This is a genomic window from Leifsonia sp. AK011 (genome assembly GCF_013410945.1).
In the GTDB taxonomy this organism is placed as follows: domain Bacteria; phylum Actinomycetota; class Actinomycetes; order Actinomycetales; family Microbacteriaceae; genus Rhodoglobus.
This window is the reverse complement of record NZ_JACCCH010000001.1, coordinates 1,249,034-1,275,156: the sequence shown is the minus strand read 5'-3', so window position 1 is coordinate 1,275,156 and position 26,123 is coordinate 1,249,034. Positions and strand designations below refer to the sequence as shown.

The window sequence follows — 26,123 nt, the reverse complement described above, 5'->3', positions numbered from 1 at the left end:
CGGCGACTCAGCCTATCGAGGCAGCACGGGGCAGGCCTCGACACCGCTGGCCGCCGCGCGTAGCCTGTGCGCCATGGCTGACACGACATCGAAACAGGACAGGATCACCGAGAAGCTCGCGGCGGGCGTGCCCGACCGGAGCGTGAAACTCGCCTACGGCGAGAAGCAGACCGTCGACGGCGCCGAGATCGTCCCCGTGGCCTTCGTCACGTACGGGTTCGGCGGAGGCGAGGGGCTGGAGCTCGGCAACGGTGAGGGCAGCGGCGGAGGGGGCGGCGGTGTCGCCATCCCCCTCGGCGCCTACGTGCGTGGGCCCCAGGGCCTGCAGTTCCAGCCCAACGTGATCGCACTCATGTCCGTCGCGATCCCGCTCGTGAGCACGATCGCGTGGGGCATCGCGCTCATCGTGAAGGCAGCGCGGCGCTAGCTACGCCTTCGGGCGGGAGGCGAACTCCTCGAACGCCGCACGCGGGTGTACCCGAGCGGACAGCTCGACCATGTCGCGGCGCAGCAGGAAGTTCAGCACCCAGTTACCGAAGACGCGCAGCTTGCGCTCCCACATCGGGATGGCGAGGCCGTGGTAGCCGCGGTGCATGACCCACGCGGGGAAGCCCTTGATCGCGAGCTTGCGGTACTGGAAAACACCGTTGTAGAGACCGAGACCCGCCACGGCGCCGAGGCTCTCGTGGTAGTAGTCCTTCGGGTCTTCGCCGCGCAGGCTCGCCACGATGTTCTTCGCGAGCAGCTTGGCCTGGCGCACAGCGTGCTGGGCGTTCGGCACGCAGAAGCCGCCGACACCCTTGCCCGTGAGGTCGGGAACGGCCGCGACGTCACCAGCGGTCCAGGCATCCGCCACGGGGCCTTCGTCGTTGATGATCTGCAGCGCGGCGTTAGCGCGAAGGCGACCGCGCTCCTCGATGGGGAGGTCGGTGTTGCGGATCATGGGGTTGGCCATGACGCCGGCGGTCCAGACGATCGTGTCGGACTCGAACGACTCCCCCGTCGAGAGCTCGATGACGCCGCCGGTGGCCGAACTGAGCTGGGTGTCGAGGTGGATCTGCGCACCGCGCTCGGCGAGCGACTTGATGACCCACTTGCTCGTCTCTAGCGACACCTCCGGCATGATGCGACCCATCGCCTCGATGAGGTGGAAGTGGGTCTCCTCGAAGGAGATCGTCGGGAACTGGCGAACGAGGGATGACGCGAGCGAACGCATCTCGGCGAACGCCTCGATACCGGCGAAGCCGCCACCCACGACGACGAACGTCAGGAGACGCTTCTTCTCGGCGCTGCCCTCCGGCAGGTTCGATGCCTTCTGGAAGTTGCGGATGATGCGGTCACGAACCGCCACCGCCTCCTCGATGTTCTTCATGCCGATGGCCTCATCGGCGACACCCGGGATGGGGAACGTGCGCGACACGGCGCCGGCGGTCATCACCACGATGTCGTAGGTCTCGTCCCACGGCTCGCCCACCTCGGGGGTGATCGTCGCGGTCTTGGTCTCGTGGTTGACGTAGGTCACCTTCGCGTTCACGACACGAGTGCGCTTGAGGTGACGACGGTGCGAGACGACCGCGTGACGGGGCTCGACGGATCCCGCTGCTACCTCGGGCAGGAAGGGCTGGTACGTGAGGTACGGAAGCGGGTCCACCATGGTGACCTGGGCTTCGTTACGGCCCAACCATTTCTCAAGCTTCTTAGCAGTGTAAAAACCGGCGTAACCGCCGCCGACAATCAGGATCTTGGGCACGTGTAGGGCTCTCCTTGGTGGAAGTTCGCCCTAACCCTACTCCGTCTTGCGCAGTGACCTGAAATGCCGGACAGCCAGGCCACCGGCCACCACGACAAGGGTCGCGAACACCACGAAGACCAGCAAAGGAACGCCAGCCACCCTCAGTTGGTGCACGGTCGGCATGAGCACTCCGAGCGAACTGTCGGGCGCGAGCGGTACGTCCTCCGGGATCGCATACGGCACGCTCGACGGGATGGGCGTGGGCGTCGAGTCCGCACGACGATAGACCCGGATCCAATCGCTCAGCTCCCCCATCGGGTTCGCCGTGACGGTGGGAACGGATGCCGTGACAGCTGCTTGCGCGTCGACGAGCCCGAACCCGTAGATGGGGTCGGCACCCGCGGCGCCAGCATCGCGCGCCGTCGCCACGACACGATTGATGATATTCGCGGCATCCAGCTGGGGGTGGGCGGCCATGACGAGCGCGACAATGCCGGACACGATGGGCGCTGCGCCACTCGTGCCGTTCCACCGGACGTGACCACCGCCGGGGGTCACACCGACGAGATTCTCGCTGGGTGCCGCCACCGCGATCGTGATGCCCTGGGATGACGCGTCGAAGCTCGCCTGGCCCTGCGCGTCGACGCCGGCGACGGTCAGAACGCCGGGCATGGTCGCGGGAGCGCCCACCTGCGTGGTGCCGCTGCCGCGGTTGCCCGCAGCGGCCACCACGACGACATCGTTCTCGAAGGCGTAGAGGAAGGCGTCATCCCAGCTCTCCGGCCAGTCGGTGGTGTTGCGCGTGAGCGACATGTTGATGATGTCCGCGCCGTTGTCGACGGACCAGCGCACCGCGTCGGCGATCTGCTCGTCGGAACTCTTGGCGCCTTCGCCGAAGCCGATGGAGGCGGAGAGCAGGGATGCCGCGGGGGCCGAGCCGATCACACCGGAATCCGGGCCGGTGCCCCGCCCGGCCGCGAGTGAGCCCACCATCGTGCCGTGGTCGGAGCCCGTGGACCCGACGGGCTTCTGGCCGTTGTACGAGCCAAGGCCCGAGAAGTCGGCACCGCCGACGACCGCACCGCTGAGCTCGGCGACCGTTCCGTCCACACCGGTATCGATGATCGCGATCGTGATGCCCTCGCCCTGGGTGGTCGCCCACGCCTGGCGGATGCCGTACACGTCGAGCCAGTACTCGCCGTCGCGCACACCGTCGGCCGAGGCCGGGGACGCGACGAGAAGGAGGGATGCCGCGATGGTGGTGACCATGAGGGCGGCTGCGGACCGGAGGCGGAGGCGTCCTCTGGCCGAAACCCTCGCGGGCATAGCCCGCTCGGCGCTGGCGTCGCGGCGACGCGATGCGTCGCTTATAGCTCCAGCGCGCATTGACATACCTCCGGACTCCAACTCGCCTCGGCGAGAGCGCGATCCCCGATGGGATTGACGCCGGGACCCGCTGCGAGCGCGTGTCCCACGAGGGCGTGCAGGCACTTTACCCGATCAGGCATACCGCCAGCTGAGATTCCGTCAATCTCTGGGACGTCGCCGTAGGAGCCCCGATCGGCGAGGTACTGCTGGTGTGCGGCGAGGTATGCCGCGGCGACCTCGCCCTCCAGTAGGGCGGCGAGTTCTGGCATCCGCCCCTCCGCCTCGAGGGTGGAGACGGCGGCCGTCGCGGCCGGGTGGGTGAGGTAGTAGAAGGTCGGGAAGGGCGTGCCGTCGGTGAGGCGCGGCTTCGTGGAGACGACCGTCGGCGCCCCGCACACGCAACGCGCAGCGATACCGACGACGTCGCGGGCAGGGCGGCCGAGCTGCCGGGACACGGTGGCGATATCCGCCTCGGACGGCGGATCGAAAGGAGGTCGCATCAGGGGCCGGTGAGTTCGTCAGGGGGCGCGGTCGTGAGACCCGCCGTGTACAGGGAGGAGAGGAGGCCGCTCATCCAGTCGACGTGCGTCGATTGGATCTGGTCGCTGATCGGGAGGCCATCGACCGCGGGTTCGTCGGTGGCCGTCTCTCCGATCACGAGATAGCTCACGTCGCCGGGGAACACGTAGTACAGCCGCTCACGGGCCTGAGCCTCGATGTAGGCCGGGTCGTCCCAGCGAGCCACCTCGTCCGTCAGGGTGGAGACGTCATTCTGCGCGTCCTGCACGGACTTCTCGAGTTGCGCGATCTGTGCGCGCTGCTCGATCAGGATGCGCAGGCTCGGGGCCAGCACGATGACCGCCACGACGATGAGCGCAAGCATGAAGACCGTGAAACCTGAGAGCCTCAGGTTGCGCAACCAGCCTTCGATCGCGGACTCCTCACGCGGAGGAGCGACGGATGCTCGTGCGCTTCCGTCGCTCCTCGTGCGTGTGGTTGGCGCCATACCCCAAGGGTATGCGTTGCCCAGTCAGAACTTGCTGAGCGCTACGCTTTAAAGCGCGGGAACGCCGAGCGGCCCGCGTACACCGCGGCGTCGCCGAGCTCCTCCTCGATGCGCAGCAGCTGGTTGTACTTCGCGACGCGGTCGGAGCGAGCCGGTGCTCCGGTCTTGATCTGGCCTGAGTTGGTCGCGACGGCGAGGTCGGCGATCGTCGTGTCCTCGGTCTCGCCCGAACGGTGCGAGATGACCGCGGTGTAACCGCCGCGCTGCGCGAGGCTCACGGCATCCAGCGTCTCGGTGAGGGTACCGATCTGGTTGACCTTGACGAGGATCGAGTTGGCCGCGCCGAGCTCGAGACCCTTCTGCAGACGCGTGGGGTTGGTGACGAACAGGTCGTCACCGACGAGCTGCACAAGACCACCGAGCTTCGTCGTGAGACCGACGTAGCCGTCCCAGTCGTCCTCGTCGAGCGGGTCCTCGATCGTGGCGATCGGGTACTCGTTCACGAGACCGACCCAGAAGTCAGCCATCTGGTCGGCGGAGAGCTGCTCCTTCTCGAAGGAGTAGACGCCGTCCTTGTGGAACTCGGTCGCCGCGACATCCAGTCCGAGGGCGAAGTCCTTGCCGGGCGCGAAGCCGGCGGTCTCGATCGCCTTGACGATGAAGTCGAGGGCGGCACGGGCGCCGGGCAGGTCGGGGGCGAAGCCACCCTCGTCGCCGAGGCCGGTGTTCTGGCCGGCCTTCTTGAGCTCGCCCTTGAGAGCGTGGTAGACCTCTGCACCCCAGCGGAGTGCTTCGGCGAAGGAGTCGGCGCCGACGGGCAGGACCATGAACTCCTGGATGTCGAGGCCGGTGTCGGCGTGTGCGCCACCGTTGATGATGTTCATCATCGGCACGGGCAGCACGTGTGCATTCGGTCCGCCGAGGTAGCGGAAGAGCGGGAGGTCAGCGGAGTCCGCTGCGGCCTTGGCCACGGCGAGCGAGACACCAAGGATGGCGTTCGCGCCGAGCTTCTTCTTGTTGTCGGTGCCGTCGAGCTCGATGAGCTCGTTGTCGATGAGGCGCTGGTCGGCGGCGTCGAAGCCCTCGATCGCGGGGCCGAGCACGTCGAGCACGGAGTCAACCGCCTTCAGAACGCCCTTGCCCAGGTAGCGGCCCTTGTCGCCGTCGCGAAGCTCGTAGGCCTCGAAGGCTCCGGTGGATGCACCGGAGGGGACTGCCGCACGGGAGACCACGCCGTCGTCGAGGAGGACCTCGACCTCGACGGTCGGGTTGCCCCGGGAATCCAGAATCTCGCGAGCGCCAACTGCCTCGATCAATGCCACGGAAAGCTCCTTAGGAAAAACATGTGTGGTGGGAATCGTCTAAGAGTCTAGGGCTCCGCGGGTATCGCGGCTCAGGCGAGCTCCCGGAAGGCGAGCGTCTCCGGGGTCGAGTCGGCCTTCACGGTGGCGACCCGGGAGAATCCGGATGCCGCGAGCTGCGCCAGCAGCGGTGCAACGTTGCGCGGCTTGCGCTCGAGGCGCACCCGCAGGCCCTGTGCAACGAGCGCCGCCTGGAGCGAGGCGAGGAGTGCGAGGGGGGCATCCGCGTCGTGCAGGAGCGCGACGGCCTCCGCCCCGGACGACTCCGGCAGGTCGACGAGGTCCACGAAGCGCTCGAAGCCCAACGAGAAGCCGACGGCCGGGACATCCGTGCCGAGGAATCGACCGATCATGCCGTCGTAGCGGCCTCCCCCGGCGATCGAATAGCCGAGCTCGGGTCGGACGACCTCGAAGATGGTTCCCGTGTAGTACCCCATGCCGCGCACGAGCCACGGGTCGAAGACAACGACTCCCGCGCCCACCGTCGCCTCGACGGCCGCGCCGATGGTCACGAGGCTGTCGATCGCCTCGGGCGACGTACCCTCGGGCACTACGCCCAGCATGGCCGAGCGATCGAGCGGCACATCGACCGAGGAGCTCTCCACGCCGTCGCTGTCGATGAGCTGCGACCGCAGCAGCGCCTCGATCGCGGGAACAGCCTCACCGTGGCCGTTGTCGTGCAGCTCAGTGACGACGCCGGAGATACCGATCTTGTCGAGCTTGTCGAGCGTGATGAGCACGCTGTCCGTGGCATCCGCCGCCACCCCGAGGAGTGCGAGCGCGCTCGTGAGGATGCGGCGGTCGTTGATGCGGATCGTGAAGTCGGTGATGCCGAGCGACCGGAGCGTTGCCGCCGTCGCGGTGATGAGCTCCACCTCGGCGATGGGTCCGGCCTCGCCGATGATGTCGATGTCGCACTGCACGAACTGGCGGTAGCGCCCCTTCTGCGGGCGCTCCGCACGCCAGACCGGGGCGATCTGGATGGCACGGAAGACATTCGGCAACTCGCCGCGGTGGCTCGCGTAGAAGCGCGCCAGCGGCACCGTGAGATCGAAACGCAGGCCGAGGTCGGCGAGCGCGAGCGGATCCTGCGCGTTGCGCAGATCGTCCGTGGTGAGCGCGCGCTTCATGACGGCGAAGGCGAGCTTCTCGTTGTCGCCCCCGAGGCCGGAGTGCAGGCGAGCGCTGTCCTCGACGACGGGGGTCTCGATCTCATCGAACCCGTGCGAGCGGTAGCTGTTGCGAATGATGGACAGCACGTGCTCGCGGCGAGCCTTGTCCGCTGGCAGGAAGTCGCGCATGCCGCGAGGAGGGTTCACCGGAGAGGCCATGGGTCGATTCTTCCAGAATCGGAGTGCGCGGCTCTGCCTCGCTCTAGCGCCGCCCCACGAAGTGCTCGATCCGCGACCGGTGCTGCTCGAGCGCCCGCTCGAACGCGCGGGTGGCGGCGATCACGTCGTCGTTGAGCACGAGGTCGTACTGGAGGCCGTGGAACGAGTTCACGACGACGCGGGCTTCGGCCTCGGCATCCTCGGGCGTCATGCCGAACCGGATCATGGCGTCGCGGCCGATGTCGACCCAGTGGCGGTAGAGGTCGCGCATGAATCCGTGATCGCCGGGATGCAGCGACTCGAGCATCCCCGCCTCGAACTCCAGTCGCTGCAGCTGGCGATTGCGCGGCTGGATGGACCACTCCCACGAGAGTTCGAGGCCCTCCACGAAGGTCTCGAGAGTCGCCTCGGCGTCACGGTTGAGACCCTCGACGATGCCGGAGCGCACCGATATGGCCTGGATGACCTCGCGGATCAGGTCGGCGCGAGTGCCGAAGTGGTAGACGAGCGTGAAGGTGCTGACTCCGAGCCCCGTGGCGAGGCTGCGAAAGGTGACACTCGAGAGCGGCTTGTCCAGGAGGTATTCGAGGATCTGCTCGACGAGCTCCGGCTTGCGCGAGAGATCCGGAGTGCGGGCCATGCCATAAACATAACGGTTGTTTGCATAATGCCGTGGCCCAACTTAGACTGGTGAATGCCGCTTGTCGAGAATTCCGAGCGCGCCCGGAGAGGCCGAAGCTGAACCTCTCCTCCAGCTCGTGGCCGGTGGTTCGGGTAAACCCATCGGCCCGAGGGCCCGCGTTGCCTCCAGTAGGCAGCGCCAGTCCTGGTGCCCTTCCCTTCGGGTGGGAAGGGCACCGAATCCCTTCAGCGGGTCGTCGCCTCGTGCTCGCGGATCTCCACCTGCAGTTCTCGAAGCGCGCCCCGCAGGGCCCGCTCGGAGTCCAGGCCGTTCGCCTTGGCTGATGCCACGATCGCCAGCAGCAGGGGGCCGAGCTCGTCCTCGCTCTGCACGTTGATGGCGCCCGGGGCCGTGGCATCCAGTAGCCCGACCTTGTGGGCGCGGCCGAGGAGTTTGTCGGCGAGCGCGAGGGCGGGCATCCCCTGCGGGATGCCGTCGATCACGCTCGTGCGGCCGGGCTTCTCGACGCTCTTCAGGGTGTCCCAGTTGGCCATGACCTCGTCGGGGGTGTCGGCAACCACGTCACCGAAGACGTGCGGATGCCGCCCCACCATCTTCTGGGCCATGTGCTCGGCCACGTCCTCGAGCGTGAAGCGGCCCTCCTCCTCGGCGATGTCGGAGTGGAACAGCACCTGGTAGAGCACGTCGCCGAGCTCCTCGACCATCTCATCGCGATCGCCGGTCTCGATGGCGTCGACGAGCTCGTAGGTCTCCTCGATGAGGTACTGCACGAGCGACTCGTGGGTCTGCTCACGGTCCCACGCGCAGCCACCCGGCGCACGCAGCCGGTGCATGACGGCGATGAGGTTCTCGAGCTGCGGGTGCTGGTCGGTCATGCGCCCAGTCTTCCATTGCTTGGTGCGGCACCGGCTCGCACACGACTGCCACACTGGAGCCGTGACGAACCGACTGGCCAGACTGCTCGTGACGCTGCTCGTGGTGACCGTGGCGGGAATCGGGATTCTCGCGTGGAACCAGGTGAACGGCAACGACGTGCTCGGGAGTGTGCTGAACGCGCAGCAGGACGACCCCGCGCCAGCCGATGACACGTCGGAGGTTGGTGCAGCGACGGAGGAGGCTCCGGCCGTGGCATCCGTCGTTCCCGAGGGCGCCCAGCCCGCCACCGTCGAGTACGTGCACGACGGGGACACGCTCTTCCTGACCGACGGACGCAAGGTGAGGTTGCTCGGCATCAATACGCCGGAGGTCGGCGACAACCTGGAGTGCTACGGGGACGAGGCCACCGCAGCGCTGCGATCCCTGCTGCCCGAGGGAACGGATGTCTGGGTGCTCTCCGATGTCGAAGCCCTCGACCAGTACGGCCGGTCGCTCCTCTTCGTTTACCTGCCGGACGGCACCAACGTGAACATCGCCATGGTGCGCTCCGGAGCGGCCGAGGTCGTGCAGTACGACCCGAACTGGTTGCTGCAGGGCGAACTGCGCGCAGCGGAGGATGCCGCGTACTCCGAAGGCGCCGGAATCTGGGGCAACTGCTAGCCAGACGCGGGCGGGAGTGCGGGCGACCGCTCGGCGGCCGCCCGCACTCGCTCCGCTAGGCGCAGGGTGTGAGGTTCGCGACCGCTTCGGACAACGTCGGCGTTCCACCGAGCAGCACGAGGTTGTCGGGCTTCAGCTCGGAGATGTCCGCGAGCACTGCGGGTGGGATGCAGTTGGTCTCCACCGTGTACAGCGGCGAGTCCTCCTTGGCAGCCCACGCGGAACCCGCGAGCGCATCGGGGAAGTTGCTGCCCGTGGAGAGGAACACGTAGCTCGGCGATGCGTTCGTGTCGAGGAAGGCTTCCTTGTTCACGAGGCGAGCCGTGTCGTAGCGGTTGATGCCGGCGAATCGCTCCACCTTCGAGGCGCCGAGCAGTGCCTTGAGGTCGGACTCGATGCCACCGCTGACGGACGTCGGTCCGCCGAGCACCTTCACCTCGGTGACTCCCAGGTCGCCGAGGAGGTCGGCCGTGGCCTGGTCGAGATCGGTTGCACCACCCTGAACCAGGATGACCGGGGCATCCTTCGATCCGGCTGCACCACCAGCGGCGAGCGCGTCGGGGAAGTTCACGCCGGTCGCGATGTAGGCGACCGTCGCCTCGGGGAACGCGGCCGCGGTGACCTTGCGGGAGGTGTCGTAGCGGTTGGCACCGGCGATGCGGGTGACCTCGATCGTCGGATCGATCGCCGTCAGCTGGTTGAACGCTGCAGCACTGACCGACGGCTCGCCGCCGATGACGACGATCCTGTCGGGGCTGAGCCGCTCGATCTCGTCGATCACGGACGTCGGAACATCCGTCGGGCGAACGAGCAGCAGGGGTCCGCCCTCGTATGCGGCCGCGGGGCCGGCCGACAGCGCGTCGGGGAAGAGCGTGCCCGTGGTGACGTAGACGACGCCCTTGTTCGCGGGGAACGGGTCCGGGTAGGCGGCCATGGAGGATGCCACAGCCGTGTCATAACGGTTGGCGCCGGAGATCCGCTCGGGCTCGGGGATCCCCACGGTGACAGAGCCCACCGCCGACACGAGGCCTGCGTTGTCAATCGCTCGGTACTCGATCTTGCTGACGTTCTCGGGCGGGGCGATGGGGCTCACATACGTTTCCCACGCACTCTCGCCGAGATACCGGAACTCGATCCTGTCAACGCCGCTGGTATCGTCCGAACCTGCCAGGGTGACCTCGCCGTCCGCGAAGGTGTGGGAGACGGTCGGACTCGTCTTGTCGAGCTTGATCGTGCGAGACACCTCGGACGACTCATTGCCCCACTGGTCGCGAGCCTGAACTGTCACGACGGTTGTGCCATCCTCCGTCACCTGTCGCACAGCAGTGTCGGCGTACGCATCCCCGCCCACCTTGCTGGCCACGGTCACGGTCGCACCCGAGGCGGATGCCACCCCCGCGCCGGTCACGGTCGCGTCCACCGTGTACCAGCCGTTGTCGCCGTTCGCGGAAGCTGGGCTCGCTGTCACCGTGGCCGTGACAGTGCCTTGGGGCACGTCACGGGAACCGAGGGTGCTCACGTTGCCCGCGGCATCCGTTGCCCGGAACTCCACCATGGCTGCCGCGCCGCCGACGGCAACTGGGGACGTGTACGTGGTCCAGGTGCCACTGCCGATCTTGTATTCGAGCAGTGCAACACCGCTCGTCTCATCTGCGCCGGTCACCGTGAGGACGTTCGAATCCGAGAGATCCGATTCGACAGTCGGCGCTGTCTTGTCGAGCTTGATCGTGCTCGTGACCTCCGGCGAGACGTTCCCGACCTCGTCGGTGCCCTTGAACGTGACGACGGTGGTCCCGTCCGAGGACACGGTGCGCGAGGCCTCGGGACCGTATGCACCGCTTCCGACCTTGCTCGTGATCGTCACCGGTCCACCGAGTTCTGCGGTACCCGAGCCCGTCACGGTGACGTCCTCGTTGTACCAGCCTGCGGCATTGGGCGCCGCGGGCGATGCCGAGGGGACCACGGTGACGGTGCCGGTCTGCGCGGGCACGCCGCGCGAGCCGATGGAACCAACGTTTCCGGCGACATCCTTCGCCCTGTACTGGAACGTCACCCCGTACTTGCCCACATTCACCGGGGCCGTGTAGGCAGTCCAGGCGCCCGAAGAACCGAGCCTGTACTCCGTGGAGTCCACCCCGCTACCCCCTGAGTCAGAAGGGGTGACGGTAACCGTGCGACCCTCAAGCGAACTGCTGGTGGTGGGCCGCACAGTATCGCGTTTGACGGTGAAGGTACCCTCGGCCGACGTCTGAAGGCCCTGTTCCACCGCACGGTAGGTGATGTTGGTCGTGCCGTCCGTGTCCACGACGATCGGGGACACGTAGGCGGTCCACGCGTCGTCGCCGATCTTGTACTCGAGCGTGTCGGGCACCTCGGTGCCGCCACCGGATGTGAGCGTCACGGTGACATTGCCCAACTTGTACCAGCCGTTGCTTCCGTTCGGGGATGCCGGGGATGCCGTCGCCGACGCGGTCACGACGGGCCACGGGTCCCTGGTCATCTGGGCGCTGATGTTCTTGAAGTCGCCACCGTTCGTGGCATCCAGAATCTCCGCAGTCTCGCGCGTCGGCTTGTTGTTGTAGTACTGCGTGACGTACTTCGTGCCGGTCGTGGCGGTGTCCTCGAAGCCGACGATGTACCTACCGGGAGGCATCTGGCCGGCCGAGTAGGCGATGTCATCTCCCGAACCTCCGTGAGGCGGCGGTGCGACCCACGTGCCGGGCGTGCGCTCGTAGAGGATCGTCAGTCGAACGCTCGGCACGGGAGCGTTGTTCGTGTCGGTGATCCTGCCGGAGATCCACGTGCCGGGAACGATGTTGGTGGTACCAGCGTCGGTGGGAGCACCTACCGGGACGGTCACGGTGGTCGCTTCCTCCGGGTAGTAGGCCGGTCCACGGTAGGTCAGGGCCCACTTCCCCGTGGCTTCTCCGGCGGTCTGAATCGTGTACGTACCAGCGGCGAGGCCCGTGAGGGAATAGACGCCAGAGGAATCGGTGCGGACGGATTCGATCACCTCGTGAACACCACCAGCGACCCTGATGACCGAGACGTAACCCTCATCGCTGGGCACGGCCGAACCCCCGGTGGGCGTCTGTGTGACAACACCGGTGATGCCGCCACCAGCACTGAGTTGGGTGTTGACGCCGGTGACATTGGTGCCCGGCCCCACCGTGTACTTCGTCGCGGCCGTGCGGTCGACGACGTTGCCGGCGTATCGCTGGCCGTAGGTGCCACCGAAGTCGGAGAAGCGCACGACGTAGTCGGCGAGCGGGAGCCCTTCGATGAGGTAGTTGCCCGAGGCATCCGTGACGCCCGTGCGGGCAGTCGACCAGTACCCGCTCGCCTCCTGCTTCAGGACAGTGACGTCGATGCCCGCGAGGTTGCCATTCGACGCGTCCTTGACGTTGCCCGCGATCGTGCCGCCCGTGGAGAGCTCGAAGTCGCGGGTGACATTCTCGCCGAGCGCGAGGGTGAATCGAGTCGCCGTCTCTGCGGTCGTTTTGTTCTCCCAGTATTCGGGGAGAAGCACGGACGCGGGAGTGCTCGAAGGCGGGCCTGCACGCAGGTAGTACTCGCCGGCCGGGAGTCCGCCGATGGAGTACGTGCCGTCGGAGGCGATCGTCGCACCACCTCGGGTGCCGTTGGGGTCAGAGGTGAGCCACGCGTACACGTACCCGCCGGACACCGGAGCGCCGCCGGGACCGGTCACGACACCGGAGACGCCGGCGCCGATCTCGAGGGTGGGGTTGATCGTCGTGGTCGCGCCGTCAGCCACCGTGATGATCGTGGCGTTGGCTTCGCTGTCCTTCGCGTCCCAGTACTCGCGGATGTACTGCGAGTTGTTGTTCTGAGGGTTGATGACAGCCTTGTACTGGCCCGGTTCGCGGTTGGGGATGCTGAATGTCCCGTCGCTGGCCGTGTAGGCGATGTCCTCCGCCTCGTAGAGGAGAGTCCAGCAGTCGCGCTGCTGGACAGGGTTGTAGTCGGGGTCGCAGTAGAACAGCTGCACCAGCACATTGCTGAGGGGCGCGCCCCCTTCACCGGTCACCGTTCCCGCGATCACGCCGGTACCTGCTGCCATGGCAGGAGCCGTGCCGACTCCCGCGAGCCCCACCCCCATCACCAACGCAGTCGCCGCAGCGAGAACGCGGCGACGGAGCTTCGAGATCGAGCGGACAGGAACGGTGTGCGTCACGGTGGTACCCCCGGGTGTGGAATCGAAGTCTTCCTCAGCGCAGCCTATTGCCCCCCGAATAGGGGTAACAAACGCGAAACCGACTCAATCGCCCGGAGTAGCGGCAACCTCCACCGCCGCTGGAGTCCTCGGCATCGCGAACGCCACCAGAAGGATTACCACGGTGACAGCGAGAACACAGAGGAACACGGCGGCCGAGCCCGCGGTGATGTCCTCGGGCAGAGGGCTCTCGGCATCCCCGAAATAGGAGTTCGCGATGGCACCGAAGATGGCGACACCCACCGCAGACCCGACGGATCGCGAGAACATCTGCATGCCCGTGACGACGCCTCGCTCGTTCCATTCGACGCTCGACTGGGCTGAGATGAGCGAGGATGTCGCGACCAACCCCAGGCCGAGCCCGATGATGAACCCCGCGATCGCGACCGTCACGACCGACGGATACCACGCGAAGCCGGCCAGGATCGCGGCACCCACCACCGTGATGGCACCGCCGATCCTCGCAGTGGTCCTGAATCCGAGCGGCATGTAGAGGCGACCGGAGAACGAGGCGGCGAGGGGCCAGCCGAGGGTGAGCGTGGCGAGGCCGATCGCGGCGATGAGCGGGGCGACACCCAGCGCGCCCTGCAGGTAGATGGGTACGAACGAGGTGATTCCGGTGATCAGGGCACCCACCCCGAGCCCGATGATCGTCGTGGTGAGCAGCAGACGCCGGGTGAACGCCCACAGAGGCACGATGGGTTCGACCGCACGCCGCTCGACGAGCACGAAGGCGACGAGCAGAACTCCCCCGACCCCGAAACCGACGAACGACTGCCACGAATTCCATGCCCAGGCCTGGCCACCCTCAAGCACGGAGAGGATCAGCAGCGACAGCGACGCGGTGAGCAGGATTGCACCCGGGTAGTCGATGGTGTGGTTGCGGCGCTCCACGTTCTCGTGGAGGTGGCGCACGAGCATCCATCCCGCCAGGAGGCAGAGCGGCACGTTCACGAAGAACACCCAGCGCCAGATGTCGAGCTGGGCGAACAGACCGCCCAGCGCAGGACCGGCAACGGATGCCACGGCCCACACACTCGCGATGTACCCCTGCACCTTCGCCCGCTCCGCAACCGTGTAGATGTCGCCAGCGATGGTGATGGCCATCGGCTGGACCGCACCGGCCCCGAGGCCCTGGATGGCACGGAAGAGAATGAGGGCGGGCATGCTCCAGGCGAGGCCGCAGAGGATCGATCCCAGCAGGAAGAGACCGATGCCGATGAGGATGATCGGCTTGCGCCCGAAGATGTCGGAGAGCTTGGCGTAGATCGGCACGGTGACGGCCTGCGTGAGCAGGTAGATCGAGAACAGCCAGGGGAACTGCGAGAGCCCACCCAACTCACTCACGATCGTGGGCACCGCCGTGGCGAGGATCGTGGCGTCGATAGCCACGAGTCCCGTCGTGACCATGAGTGAGAGGAGGACTGGGCCGCGTTCGGAGCGGAGGCCAACGGCGGAAGTCATAGCGGGGTCAAGTCTTGCAGAGTGCGCAATATTCCGTCGGCACGTGAGGGCTGCGCTTGCACCTCTTCTCCTCCACAGCTCTGATCAGCATTTTCTTATCCTCACCTCGAACACATGTTCTAATATTCGCCTATCATGGAGACATGCCCGTTGTCGAACTCCCCGCGCTCCGCGCGTTCTCTCGTGAGGATGCAGCGCGCCTCGGCGACGACGATCTCCTCGCGGAGCAGGCCGCTTTCGCCGCTGCACGTCGACTCGTGGATGCGGGCGCAGCAGCGGTTGCGGCGGAGATCGCCGAACGGTCTCGGCGGGAACTCGGGGCCGCAGGTCTCGCACAGTCCCGCGGCGAGCGCACGCCTGAATCACTTGTTGCTCGCATGACCGGGCTCAGCAAGCGGGATGCCGGCACCCTCGTCAGAATCGGCGCACTCGTGTCAGAGCCGGCGCCGTGGCTGAAGACCGTCGCCGTGGCTGTGGGAGACGGGAGGCTGTCCCTCGAAGGTGCGGACGTCGTTCGAGCGGGGCTCGGTGCGCCGGGTGCCGTCGCCGAGGGGGACCTGGCGCGGGCCGCGACCGTCCTTGTGGAGTCCGCGCCGGGGTTGACCCTCGACGAACTCGCCATGCGCGCCCGCCGCGTGCGCTCCGAGCTCGATGTTGCTGGCGTCCCCGCGCGCGAGGAGGAGCTCAGAGAACGACGGTTCCTCTCGCTCACTCCCCAGCCCGACGGGATGACACGCATCAGTGGCCTGCTCGACCCGGAATCTGCCGCGGTGGTGAGCGGAGCGATCGACGCTGCGACATCACCTCGGCGGGGCGGGCCCCGATTCGTCGATCCGTCGGCGGCACCGGCGGGATCAGACACGGAGGACAGCCGCACCATTCCGCAGCTGCTCGCAGACGCCCTCGTGGACATCGTCGCACTCGCCACACGCGCCGACCGCGGCGCGGTGTTCGGGGCGCGTCGGGTGGGCGTGCGGGTACATGTCGCCGGCAAGGACCTGCGGGCGGGCGTCGGCTTCGCCCAGCTCGAGGGACAGACTCAGCTCGTCTCGGTGGAGACTGCAGCCCGGGTTGCGTGTGACGCGGGCATTGTTCCCGTCGAATTCGACTCGGATGGTCGGGTGCTGAATGTGGGACGAACCCAGCGCCACCACACGCCGAGGATGCGGGTGGCGCTCGCTGCCCGCGACGGCGGGTGCCTGTTCCCCGGCTGTGGGCGACCGCCCGAGTGGTGTGAGGCACATCACACCAAGGAGTGGTTCCGGGATGACGGGGAAACCTCCGTTGACGATGGAGTGCTCCTCTGTCGACACCACCATCGGGTGGTCCACAACCGGCACTGGCGGATCGTTCGAGAAGGCACGGTCTACTGGCTCGACAGAGGGGATGGCGACCGGACGGTGCTGGAGCACAACAATCCGATTCTGCCGAGGCTCTGATGCTGCGCGGGCGCTGCGCCCTGAGTCGGGGTGCGGACGAGGGCCGGTTCCCGTGCCGGTGCTCGGGGAGGTCCGTGGGTAGTTGCCCGGGGGGCGGGCGCTGGTGGGGGCGGAGTGCGGCGGTGGGCGCGCGGGGGCGGGGCGGGCCCGGAGTTCGAGCGAGGGTCTGGTGCGGGCGGGGGTTCGGACGACGGCCTGGGACGGGGGTTCGGGCGAGGACCTGGGTGCGGAGCGGGGTAAAGGGACCGGCATTTGCGGCGGTGTTCAGGGAGTGAGTGCGACGATGGTGGGATGCTTCCCGTCGACTGGCCGTTCACCCCGGCGGTGCTCTGGGTGGCCTTCGCGGCGCTACTCGCGCTGCTGGTGCTTCGTGCGATCCGGCGGGACCGCCGGGAGTACCAGCGCTTCAAGCGCTACCGCACGACGCTGCGGCGGCAGGCGATGCTGCACAAATGGCTCCGCAACTCGGTGCTCTCGATCGGGTTGCTCTCCGTGGTGCTGCTCGCGTTGTCCTGGCAGTTCGTCACTCCACTTCGATACCAGTTGCAGAGCTGGATCCCAATCCTGCCGTGGGTGGGGTGGGCGCTCGTCATCGGGATCGTGCTCGTCTTCGCGGGCCTCACGGTGGCCGGGCTCGTCGCCGCTCGACGAAGTCCCGAGGAGCCGATCATGATCGGCGACATCGGGGCGATGCTCCCCCGCAACAAGCAGGAACTCCGGATCGGCTGGGCGCTGTCGATCAACGCGGGAATCTCGGAAGAGCTCATGTTCCGGCTCGCCGTGCCCGCGGTGCTCTACGGCGCATCGGGAAGTGCGATCCTCGCGCTCGTGGTCTCGGTGCTGCTGTTTGGAGCGCTGCACTCGTACCAGGGGGTGACGGGAGTGGTCGGTACATCCGTCGTCGGCCTCGCCATGATGTTCGCCTACGTCGCGACCGGAACCATCCTCGTGCCGATCATCGTGCACATCCTCGTGGACCTGCGCTCGCTCGTGCTGCTCCCGGCCGTGCTGTTCGATGCGCACAAGATCGATGGGCGCGAGCAGCGGATCATCTCGCGCACACCCATGCGCGCGGCATCCACTGCTGCGGTGGCGGAAAAGCCCGCAGCGGATGCCCCGCCGGCTGGCTAGAACTGTTGCCGAGTCTGCTGCCTAGATCTGCGACTCGAACATCGTGTAGAACGCGCCGCGCTTCTCGATGAGCTCCTTCGCCGTGCCCCGCTCGGCGACGCGACCGTCCACCAGCATGTAGATCACGTCGGCACGCTCGATCGTCGTCAACCGGTGGCTGATGATGATGAGAGTCTGGTCGTTGCTCGCGAACAGGTGATTGAAGATGCGCGACTCGGCGAGCGCATCGATCGCCGAGGTCGGCTCGTCGAGGATGATCACGGGCGCCTGGCGATAGAAGTTGCGGGCGAGCGCCATGCGCTGCCATTGGCCGCCCGAGAGATCGACACCGTTGGTGCCATCGGGATGCGCCATCCACGGTGACACGTAGCTGTCCTCGCCCTTCGGCAGCTTGGCGATGAACTCCCCCGCCTCGGCCTTGGCGAGCGCCTCCTCGAAGGCCTCGCGGTTGAACGGCTTCGACACCTTGCCGTAGAAGACGTTGTCACGGGCGGTGGCGAAACTGTAGCTGAGGAAGTCCTGCTGCAGCACCGCGAGCTGCTTGTGCCAGGAGTCGAGGGCGAAGTCACCGATCGGGGTCCCATCGAGTGTGACCTGGCCGGATGTCGGAGCGTAGAGTCCGCTCAGAAGCTTGATGAGCGTGGACTTGCCTGCACCGTTCTCGCCGACGATCGCCACGCGCTGTCCGCGATCGATGGTGAGCGAGACATCCTTCAACACGTCGTGCTCCGACGACGGATACCGGAACGACACGTGCTCCACCCGGATCTGCTTCGGTGGCCCCCCGAGCTCACGATCGCCACCCTGGCGCACGTCGAGAGCCATGAACTCCTGGTAGTCGAAGAGGTTCGCGAGCTGCTCGTCGAGCGAACTGACCTCCGTGACGAAACTGTTCATCGCGGTGAGCGCCCGCTGCACGATCTGCTGCACGTAGAGGAACTGTCCGATGGGCTGGAGGTGGGCGATGATCTGGAACGTCACCCAGAGCAGCGATCCGACCTGCGCAGCGAGCTCGAGCGCGTCGGCCGCGAGGCGCTTGAGGATGAACTTCCTCTCGAACACGATGCGCTCGCGTTCGTCGGCATCCCGAAGGTCCTGGCGCAGGTTCAGCAGGTAGCGGACCATGCCGTAGAGCCGCAGCTCGGCGATGTGCTCGGGCTGGAACAGCTGCCGCTCGATCGTGCCCTTGGCGCGCCGCACGTCGACGGTGGAGTTCCAGTGCCGCACCTGGGCGCGCGACAGCGAGAACTGTAGGTAGACGCCCGGGATGATCGCCACCACGAGGATGACGGCGAGCCACCAGCCCACCAGGAGGAGGGCGATGACACTCGCCACGAGCGTGATCACCTGGGAGAGCATCCGGGACAGGGTCGTGAAAGCCTGCGCGTAGAAGAGCGAGAACCGCTGCGCGCGGTCGTACATGTCGATCGTGTCCTTGTCGTCATAGCGCCAGAACTCGAGGGACAGGAACCGCTCGTACATGATGTCGCTCACCTTCGCCTCAAGGGCGTAGCGCATGAGGCGCTGCACGTACTGCTCGAGGCTGCGCCATCCCGTCAGGGCGAGGCCGAGCACACCCGTGATGATCACGTAGGTGATGGCGCGACCACCGGCCTCGGGGTCGCCAGCGAAGGCGTCGCCGAGAGCGGTCGTCGTGAGGGCAGCGAAGTAGGTCGTGACGATCGGCAGGATGGCGGTGATGAGGGCGCCGGCGATCTGGATGATGATCGTGCCTGGAGTGGTCTCCCACGTCAGCTTGGCGATGTCCCGCGCGGCGACGAAGTACTGTTTGGGCCCGAAGTTGGACTGCTGGATTCGTCGATTGCGACGCGGGGCTGCCATGAGACCGTTCTACACGGTGTCGGAGACAACACTCCCGGGAGGAGTCGACCCACCGGTCGAGAGCTGTTCGCTGGCTTCCTTTGCCACGTCCGAGAGCAACGAAGGGGGGACGGGGAAATCGACACCCTGCGCCACGGCGACGAGAGCATCGGCCCTGGCCACCAGTTGCTCGATCAGGAACGGCTTGACGATACTCGCCGATGCCCACTCCGGCTCGGCGATAGCCTCCTCGTCGATACCGACTCTCCAGTGGAACGCGGCATCCTGAATCTGCTCAAGCTCGAAGAGTGCCCGCTGGACGCGCCAGATATCGGCGACAGGGGTTTCGTCGTTCGCCCACCCGACAACCTCCGGTCGTAGCTCGAGAAGGCTGTCGTGCATGATGTGCGGTGCGACATACGGCGTCGCGAAGGGCAAATATGCGATCAACGCCGCGAAGAGCGCGCCAACAACGCAGGCGATGGCCAGCCCTATTGGCAGGATGTCCGAAAACGGGGAACCCAGTGTTTCGGCCGGAACTATGAGCGAGGCAATGCCGAAGAGTGTCGCGATGGCCGCAATCCACGGCAGGACGTGTCGAGCCACCCGTCTTGCCCTCGACGGATTGGTCTTGTCATAGAGGGAGTGCCACTCGCGCTCAAGCTCTTCGACGGATTTCTCGGCGTTGGGCGAGATGACGTGCCAAGCCAACCTCTTGTCGGCCCGGGCCCGGAACAGACCGGGTCGCGGGTTGGTGAGGGGCATTCCGAGATTCTAGCTATGCCCACCCGCAGCTAGGCGTTGTCGTCGCCCGTCGCATCGAAGCGGGCACCGACTCCCCCCTCCCACGACCACTCTGCGACTTCGGGGATGTCCTCGCCGTGATCGCGGGTGTACGCGCGGGCGCGGTGCCTGGCATCCTGCATCTCCTGGCGCAGCTGACCCTCGCGCTCGGCGAGGCCGGGCACACGATCGAGCACGTCGATGACGAGCTTGTAGCGGTCCAGATCGTTGAGCATCACCATGTCGAACGGTGTGGTCGTGGTGCCCTCCTCCTTGTACCCGCGGACGTGGAGGTTGTCGTGGCCGTGGCGCTTGTAGGTGAGGCGATGGATGAGCCACGGGTACCCGTGGTACGCGAACACGACGGGCTTGTCGGTCGTGAAGATCGCGTCGTACTCGCGGTCGGAGAGACCGTGCGGATGCTCGTGCTCGCTCTGGAGACGCATGAGGTCCACCACGTTCACCACGCGCAGCCGCAGCTCCGGCACGCGTTCGCGCAGGATCGAGACGGCTGCGAGCATCTCGAGGGTCGGGACATCCCCCGCCGACGCCAGCACAACATCCGGCTCCTCCCCCGCAACCTCCGTGCCCGCCCAGGTGAAGATGCCGAGCCCGCGCGTGCAGTGCTCGATGGCCTGCTCCATCGTGAGCCAGTTGGGCGCGGGCTGCTTGCCCGCGACAACCACGTTGACGTAGTCGACCGACCGCAGGCAGTGGTCGTAGGTGGAGAGCAGCGTGTTGGCGTCGAAGGGCAGGTAGACGCGGACGACCGAGGCCTTCTTGTTGACGACGTGATCGATGAAGCCCGGGTCCTGGTGCGAGAGGCCGTTGTGGTCCTGCCGCCAGACGTGCGAGCTCAGCAGGTAGTTGAGGGATGAGATCGGCCGACGCCACGGGATGTGGGCGCTCGTCTTCAGCCACTTCGCGTGCTGGTTGAACATCGAGTCGACGATGTGGATGAACGCCTCATACGAGTTGAGCAGCCCGTGCCGACCGGTCAGCAGGTAACCCTCCAACCAACCCTGGCACTGGTGCTCGCTCAGCATCTCGATCACGCGGCCCGCACGCGCGAGGTGGTTGTCGTCGTCGATCGGCCACCGCTCGGCGTCCCACTGCTTGTCGGTGACCTCGAAGACGGCCGACAGGCGGTTGGACGCTGTCTCGTCCGGTCCGAAGATGCGGAAGTTGTCCGGATTCTGAGTGATGACATCCCGCAGCCACTGGCCGAGGACGCTCGTGGCCTCGCTCACGGAACCGCCTGGGCTCGGGACATCCACCGCGTACTCGCGGAAGTCTGGCAGCCGCAGGTCTTTGCGCAGTAGGCCGCCGTTCGCGTGCGGGTTGGCGCTCATGCGCAGGTCGCCCTCCGGCGCGAGTGCGGTCGCGAGGGCCACAGCAGCGCCCGACTCGTCGAACAGCTCCTCCGGGCCATAGGACCGCAGCCACGACTCGAGCAGGCGCGTGTGCTCCTCCGTGTCGCGGGCATTCGCGAGCGGCACCTGGTGCGAGCGCCAGTTGTTCTCGGCGGGGTGCCCATCGATGAAGGCGGGGCAAGTCCACCCCTTCGGGGACCTGAGGATGATCATGGGCCACGCCGGTCGACCGTCGAGAGTGCCGTCGGATGCCTCGGCCTTGATCTGCGCGATCTGGTTGAGCGCGGCATCCAGGGTCTCGGCGAAACGCTTGTGGACCTCGATCGGGTCCTCGCCATCGAAGCCGCCGGAGACGAGGTATGGCGTGTGGCCGTAGCCCCGCATGAGTTCGAGAAGCTCGGCCTCGGGGATGCGCGCAAGCACAGTCGGGTTGGCGATCTTGTAGCCGTTGAGGTGCAGGATCGGCAGCACAACGCCATCGCGCAGCGGGTCGACGAACTTGTTGGAGTGCCAGCTCGTCGCCAGCGGGCCGGTCTCGGCCTCACCGTCGCCCACCACGGCTGCCACCAGCAAGTCAGGGTTGTCGAAGGCGGCACCGTAGGCGTGCGACAGGGAGTAGCCGAGTTCACCCCCCTCGTGGATGGAACCGGGCGTCTCGGGCGCAGCATGGCTCGGGATGCCACCCGGGAACGAGAACTGGCGGAACAGTCTCCGCAGCCCCTCCTCGGTGTGGTCGATCGTGTTGTAGAGCTCCGTGTAGGTGCCATCCAGGTAGGCGTTGGCCACCATTCCGGGCCCGCCGTGGCCAGGGCCCGCGATGTAGATCGTGCTGAGCGAACGCTCGCGGATCACCCGGTTGAGGTGCGCGTAGATCAGGTTGAGGCCCGGTGTCGTGCCCCAGTGACCGAGCAACCGCGGTTTGATGTGATCGCGTGTGAGGGGCTCGCGCAGCAGCGGGTTGGCGAGCAGGTAGATCTGCCCCACCGACAGGTAGTTGGCGGTGCGCCACCACGTGTCCAGTTGGGCGAGGATCTCCTCGCTCGGCCCGGTGATCTCACGAAGGGGCCAGGTGACACTCGGTGCGGTCATGGGGCCATGCTCGCACTGACTTCACCGCGGCACTAGGCCATTGGGCCTACGAGCCGGAGGGCGTACCCTGTGCGACCTCCGCCGCGAAGATCGCCACGAGAAGTTCGGACACCCACGCGATGAGAGCGGTGTCGTCGACCTTCTCGGGCAGCGGGATGATCGCCGCCGACGCGGCGGCGTGGTACTTGGCCCCCGGGTACATCCGCTGCAGTCGGATCTGGATCGAGTCGGCGAGGTTCGCCGGGGCGACGCGAAGCTTGTCGCCCATGACCACGACCTCGCCGAGGCCGGCTTTCTGCGCCATGCGACGCAGGCGCGAGACGGCGATGAGGTTGACGACCTGCACGGGAGGCTCACCATAGCGATCGGCGAGCTCCTCGAGCACGCGGTCGATGGAGTCGTCGGAGGCCGTGAGCGCCGACGCGGTGGAGAGCTTCTGGTATGCCTCGAGGCGGAGTCGCTCCGACTCGATGTACTCCTCGGGGATCGAGGCATCCACCGGCAGCTCGAGACGCAGCTCGGTCTGGCCCTCGGCGACGTCACCGCGGAAGGTGGAGACGGCTTCGCCGATCATGCGCAGGTAGAGGTCGAACCCGACGCCCGCGATGTGGCCCGACTGCTCGCCGCCCAGGAGGTTGCCCGCGCCGCGAATCTCGAGATCCTTGAGGGCGATCTGCATGCCGGCACCCAACTCGTTGTTGGCCGCGATCGTGTTGAGCCGTTCGTGTGCCGTCTCGCCGAGCGGCTTATCGGGGTCGTAGAGGAAGTAGGCGTACGCCCGCTCGCGGCCACGGCCGACGCGACCACGCAGCTGGTGCAATTGCGACAGCCCGTACTTGTCGGCTCGGTCGATGATGAGGGTGTTCGCGTTGGCGATGTCGAGCCCCGTCTCGATGATCGTCGTCGAGACGAGCACGTCGAACTTGCGCTCCCAGAAATCGACCATGACCTGCTCGAGGGCCGTCTCCGACATCTGGCCGTGCGCGACCGCGATGCGGGCCTCCGGCACGAGCTCCGCGAGCTGGGCTGCGACCCGGTTGATCGAGCTCACACGGTTGTGCACGAAGAAGACCTGGCCCTCGCGCAGCAGTTCACGACGGATGGCGGCCGCGACCTGCTTCTCGGAATACGGGCCGACGAACGAGAGGATCGGATGCCGGTCCTCCGGTGGCGTCGCGAGCGTCGACATCTCACGGATGCCCGTCACCGCCATCTCGAGCGTGCGAGGAATCGGGGTTGCCGTCATCGCGAGGATATCGACGTTGGTCTTGAGCTTCTTGAGGGCGTCCTTGTGCTCGACACCGAAACGCTGTTCCTCGTCGATGATGACGAGACCCAGATCTTTGAAGACGATGCCCTGGCTGAGGAGACGGTGGGTTCCGATGACGACGTCGACCGTGCCATCCGCGAGCCCTGCGATGGTCTCCTTCGCCTCCTTATCGGTCTGAAAGCGGCTGAGCGCACGGAGATGCACCGGGAATCCGGCGAAGCGCTCAGCGAAGGTCTCGAGATGCTGGCGTACGAGCAACGTCGTCGGCACGATCATGGCCACCTGCTTGCCGTCCTGCACGGCCTTGAACGCGGCGCGAACGGCGACCTCGGTCTTGCCGTAGCCGACGTCGCCGCTCAGGAGGCGATCCATCGGGATCGGCCGCTCCATGTCGGCCTTGACCTCGTCGATCGTCTGCAGCTGGTCGGGGGTCTCCGCGAAAGGGAAGGCCTCCTCCAGCTCACGCTGCCACGGGGTGTCCTGGGGGAAGGCGTGGCCCTTGCTCGCCATGCGGGCGCTGTAGAGCTTGACGAGTTCGACGGCGATGTCGCGAACCGCCTTGCGCGCCTTGCCCTTCGCTGCGGCCCAGTCGCTGCCGCCCATCTTGCTGAGGCTCGGCGCCTCACCACCCACGTAGCGCGTGAGCAGGTCGAGCTGGTCGGTGGGTACGAAGAGCTTGTCACCCGGATAGCCGCGTTTGTTGGGCGCGTACTCGATCACGAGGAACTCGCGCTGCGTCTTGATCGCGTTGCGGCCGCCGGTACTGACCTCGCGCTGGACGAGCTCGACGAACTTGCCGATGCCGTGGGTGTTGTGCACGACGAAGTCGCCGGCCTTGAGCTGCAGCGGGTCCACCACGTTACGGCGGCGGCTCGCGAGCTTCTTGACCTGGCGTGAGTCGTAGCCCGCCGTGCGGCCGAAGAACTCGGACTCGCTGAGGACCGCGAGCTTGGCATCCGCGAGCTCGAAACCCTGGTCGAGGGATGCCATCGTGAGGTAGGCAACACCCGGCTCGGCATCCACGGGGTAGGCCTCGACCTCGCGAGCGGACACCTCGCGCTCCGCGAGCACAGACGCCGCTCGCTCGACGAGGCCGTGACCCTGGGCAACCACGGCGACGTTCCAGCCATCCCTGAGCAACGACTCGACGTGGTCGACGGCGCCCTCGTGCTGGCCAGCGAAGTTGGGCACCGCGGTCGCGGCGATGCGCACGTAGTCGTCGATCTCGGCGACCGCCTGGGTATCGTCGAGATGGGCAGCACCCGAGTCGAAGGGTGAGAGCGTCCACCAACGGCGCTCCCCCGCCGTCTCGCGCAGGGAGTTCAGTGTGATGAACTCGCCGGCGTGCAGGTCGATGGGTGCCTCGGCACCGGCGGTCGCAGCGTTCCACGCGGCCTCGAGGAACTCGCGGTTCGTCTCGACGAGGCTCGCCGCGCGGCCGGACACCTTCTCGGGCGAGAGCACGGCGATCGCGGCATCCGTCGGCAGGTAGTGCGTGAGCGGGACGAGGCGGTCGACGAGCGCAGGCGCAAGGGACTCCATGCCGTCCACCGGGATGCCCTCCGAGATCTTCGCGAGCATCGTGGACAGGCTCGGGAACTCGTGCTGCATCTCGCGGGCGCGCTGGCGTACGGCGTCGTTGAGCAGTAGCTCGCGGCTCGGGGCGAGCTCTGCGGTCTCGATCTCGTCGGTGAGCGAGCGCTGGTCGGCAACCGAGAACGGGCGGATCTGCTCGAGCTCATCGCCGAAGAACTCGAGACGCAGAGGGTGCTCGTCGGTGGGAGCAAAGACGTCGAGGATGCCGCCGCGCACCGCGAACTCACCTCGGCGGGTGACCATGTCGACGCGCGAGTAGGCGAGCCCGACGAGTCGCGCCGACAGGTCTACGAGGTCATACCCGCGGCCGCGGGCCGTGAGCGCGATGGGCTCGACGGTGGCCAGGTTGTCGGCGAGCGGCTGCAGGGCTGCGCGAACGGATGCGACGAGCACGAAGTGCCCGGCCCGGTTCCTGTCCCACGCCGCCAGCTCCCGCAGTGCACGGATTCGCTTGCCGACCGTCTCGGCGCTGGGGCTCAGTCGCTCGTGTGGGAGTGTCTCCCAGGCGGGGAACTCGACGATCGTGGCATCCGGCAGGTAGCTGGCGAGCGATCGGCGCAGGGCCTCGGACTCGCGGCCGGTCGCCGTGATCGCGAGCAGGGCGCGAGGGGTATCGGATGACCCGAGCAGGGCCGCGAGCAGGGGTGCCCGCATCCCGTCGACGAGTGAGAAATCGGCGCTGCGGTCACGGTTCGCGAGGGCGCGCTCGAGCGTGGAGGCGCGCGAAAGCCCGGCAATAATTCCCTCGAGAGTCACCGCACGAGTCTAGTTCGGCCCGCCGACGCCATTCGTGGCCGGACGTCGCTGAGCGCGCGCTGAGGACCGGTCGTAGCGCATTGCCTTCCGACCTCACAATGAGCGCGCTGCTTGGCAAACTTTCTGCAAATGTGCGCGCGCATCGTCAAGGGGCGCGCGCATTTGAACACCAGCGCTAGCGCCACACCTC

At 66.9% G+C, this 26,123-nt stretch carries 18 protein-coding genes; 4 read left to right on the top strand and 14 right to left on the bottom strand.

Annotated elements, in window-relative coordinates:
• Window positions 1–73: 73 nt before the first annotated feature.
• Window positions 74–427: a hypothetical protein gene (locus HDC94_RS06230; protein ID WP_218870482.1), complete on the top strand. Its 354-nt coding sequence runs from the start codon at window positions 74–76 to the stop codon at window positions 425–427.
• On the opposite strand, the gene HDC94_RS06225 is transcribed toward HDC94_RS06230, so the two are convergent.
• The 8 genes from HDC94_RS06225 to HDC94_RS06190 form a co-directional block, all read right to left on the bottom strand.
• A complete protein-coding gene (locus HDC94_RS06225; protein ID WP_179495886.1) occupies window positions 428–1,750 on the bottom strand; it encodes an NAD(P)/FAD-dependent oxidoreductase in 1,323 nt (440 codons plus the stop codon).
• 36 nt (window positions 1,751–1,786) lie between these two features.
• A complete protein-coding gene (locus tag HDC94_RS06220; protein ID WP_257021634.1) occupies window positions 1,787–3,001 on the bottom strand; it encodes a S8 family serine peptidase in 1,215 nt (404 codons plus the stop codon).
• A gap of 98 nt (window positions 3,002–3,099) precedes the next feature.
• Window positions 3,100–3,603 (bottom strand): DUF501 domain-containing protein, encoded by a 504-nt coding sequence (locus HDC94_RS06215; protein WP_179498867.1) that lies wholly within the window; start codon window positions 3,601–3,603, stop codon window positions 3,100–3,102.
• Window positions 3,600–4,106 (bottom strand): septum formation initiator family protein, encoded by a 507-nt coding sequence (locus tag HDC94_RS06210; RefSeq protein ID WP_179495882.1) that lies wholly within the window; start codon window positions 4,104–4,106, stop codon window positions 3,600–3,602. Before HDC94_RS06210 ends, HDC94_RS06215 begins: the two co-directional genes overlap by 4 nt.
• A 41-nt stretch (window positions 4,107–4,147) precedes the next feature.
• Entirely contained in the window at window positions 4,148–5,428 is a 1,281-nt protein-coding gene (gene eno / locus HDC94_RS06205) for a phosphopyruvate hydratase (RefSeq protein WP_179495880.1), read from the bottom strand.
• A 71-nt stretch (window positions 5,429–5,499) separates the two neighbouring features.
• Window positions 5,500–6,798: a histidine--tRNA ligase gene (hisS, locus tag HDC94_RS06200; protein WP_179495878.1), complete on the bottom strand. Its 1,299-nt coding sequence runs from the start codon at window positions 6,796–6,798 to the stop codon at window positions 5,500–5,502.
• Between the two features lie 43 nt (window positions 6,799–6,841).
• Window positions 6,842–7,438, bottom strand: coding sequence for a TetR/AcrR family transcriptional regulator (locus HDC94_RS06195; RefSeq protein ID WP_179495876.1), 597 nt, complete (start codon window positions 7,436–7,438; stop codon window positions 6,842–6,844).
• 227 nt (window positions 7,439–7,665) lie between these two features.
• Complete coding sequence (locus HDC94_RS06190; RefSeq protein ID WP_179495874.1) at window positions 7,666–8,316, bottom strand: MazG family protein; 651 nt, start codon at window positions 8,314–8,316, stop codon at window positions 7,666–7,668.
• A 61-nt stretch (window positions 8,317–8,377) separates the two neighbouring features.
• On the opposite strand from HDC94_RS06190, the gene HDC94_RS06185 reads away from it, so the two are divergent.
• Entirely contained in the window at window positions 8,378–8,977 is a 600-nt protein-coding gene (locus HDC94_RS06185) for a thermonuclease family protein (RefSeq protein ID WP_308495640.1), read from the top strand.
• A gap of 55 nt (window positions 8,978–9,032) precedes the next feature.
• Here HDC94_RS06185 and HDC94_RS06180 read toward each other — a convergent pair whose 3' ends face one another.
• Window positions 9,033–13,172 carry an OmpL47-type beta-barrel domain-containing protein gene (locus HDC94_RS06180; RefSeq protein WP_179495870.1) on the bottom strand — a complete coding sequence of 1,380 codons (4,140 nt, stop codon included), beginning with the start codon at window positions 13,170–13,172 and terminating at the stop codon, window positions 9,033–9,035.
• An 84-nt stretch (window positions 13,173–13,256) separates the two neighbouring features.
• Window positions 13,257–14,675 (bottom strand): MFS transporter, encoded by a 1,419-nt coding sequence (locus HDC94_RS06175; RefSeq protein WP_179495868.1) that lies wholly within the window; start codon window positions 14,673–14,675, stop codon window positions 13,257–13,259.
• A 143-nt stretch (window positions 14,676–14,818) separates the two neighbouring features.
• Between HDC94_RS06175 and HDC94_RS06170 the strand changes: the two genes are divergently transcribed.
• Together HDC94_RS06170 and HDC94_RS06165 are read left to right on the top strand one after the other, a co-directional pair.
• Window positions 14,819–16,114, top strand: a complete 1,296-nt coding sequence (locus HDC94_RS06170) for an HNH endonuclease signature motif containing protein (RefSeq protein WP_179495866.1) — start codon at window positions 14,819–14,821, stop codon at window positions 16,112–16,114.
• A 291-nt stretch (window positions 16,115–16,405) separates the two neighbouring features.
• Window positions 16,406–17,245, top strand: coding sequence for a CPBP family intramembrane glutamic endopeptidase (locus HDC94_RS06165; protein WP_179495864.1), 840 nt, complete (start codon window positions 16,406–16,408; stop codon window positions 17,243–17,245).
• 21 nt (window positions 17,246–17,266) lie between these two features.
• Here the strand turns inward: HDC94_RS06165 and HDC94_RS06160 are convergent, their stop codons facing one another.
• From HDC94_RS06160 to mfd, 4 genes are read right to left on the bottom strand one after another with little or no spacing between them, the layout of a single operon-like run.
• Window positions 17,267–19,087, bottom strand: a complete 1,821-nt coding sequence (locus HDC94_RS06160; protein WP_218870480.1) for an ABC transporter ATP-binding protein — start codon at window positions 19,085–19,087, stop codon at window positions 17,267–17,269.
• 9 nt (window positions 19,088–19,096) lie between these two features.
• Window positions 19,097–19,831, bottom strand: coding sequence for a hypothetical protein (locus HDC94_RS06155; RefSeq protein WP_179495862.1), 735 nt, complete (start codon window positions 19,829–19,831; stop codon window positions 19,097–19,099).
• 29 nt (window positions 19,832–19,860) lie between these two features.
• Window positions 19,861–22,311 (bottom strand): phosphoketolase, encoded by a 2,451-nt coding sequence (locus tag HDC94_RS06150; protein ID WP_179495860.1) that lies wholly within the window; start codon window positions 22,309–22,311, stop codon window positions 19,861–19,863.
• A gap of 46 nt (window positions 22,312–22,357) precedes the next feature.
• Window positions 22,358–25,933 (bottom strand): transcription-repair coupling factor, encoded by a 3,576-nt coding sequence (gene mfd, locus HDC94_RS06145; RefSeq protein WP_179495858.1) that lies wholly within the window; start codon window positions 25,931–25,933, stop codon window positions 22,358–22,360.
• Window positions 25,934–26,123: the final 190 nt, after the last annotated feature.

Bases quoted from the DNA above. Each gene is read 5' to 3' on its own strand.
- HDC94_RS06165 (WP_179495864.1), top strand. From the start codon at position 16,406: ATGCTTCCCGTCGACTGGCCGTTCACCCCGGCGGTGCTCTGGGTGGCC.
- HDC94_RS06160 (WP_218870480.1), bottom strand. From the start codon at position 19,087: ATGGCAGCCCCGCGTCGCAATCGACGAATCCAGCAGTCCAACTTCGGG.
- HDC94_RS06195 (WP_179495876.1), bottom strand. From the start codon at position 7,438: ATGGCCCGCACTCCGGATCTCTCGCGCAAGCCGGAGCTCGTCGAGCAG.
- HDC94_RS06190 (WP_179495874.1), bottom strand. From the start codon at position 8,316: ATGACCGACCAGCACCCGCAGCTCGAGAACCTCATCGCCGTCATGCAC.
- HDC94_RS06170 (WP_179495866.1), top strand. From the start codon at position 14,819: ATGCCCGTTGTCGAACTCCCCGCGCTCCGCGCGTTCTCTCGTGAGGAT.
- hisS (WP_179495878.1), bottom strand. From the start codon at position 6,798: ATGGCCTCTCCGGTGAACCCTCCTCGCGGCATGCGCGACTTCCTGCCA.
- HDC94_RS06210 (WP_179495882.1), bottom strand. From the start codon at position 4,106: ATGGCGCCAACCACACGCACGAGGAGCGACGGAAGCGCACGAGCATCC.
- HDC94_RS06230 (WP_218870482.1), top strand. From the start codon at position 74: ATGGCTGACACGACATCGAAACAGGACAGGATCACCGAGAAGCTCGCG.
- HDC94_RS06175 (WP_179495868.1), bottom strand. From the start codon at position 14,675: ATGACTTCCGCCGTTGGCCTCCGCTCCGAACGCGGCCCAGTCCTCCTC.
- HDC94_RS06155 (WP_179495862.1), bottom strand. From the start codon at position 19,831: ATGCCCCTCACCAACCCGCGACCCGGTCTGTTCCGGGCCCGGGCCGAC.
- HDC94_RS06150 (WP_179495860.1), bottom strand. From the start codon at position 22,311: ATGACCGCACCGAGTGTCACCTGGCCCCTTCGTGAGATCACCGGGCCG.
- HDC94_RS06220 (WP_257021634.1), bottom strand. From the start codon at position 3,001: ATGGTCACCACCATCGCGGCATCCCTCCTTCTCGTCGCGTCCCCGGCC.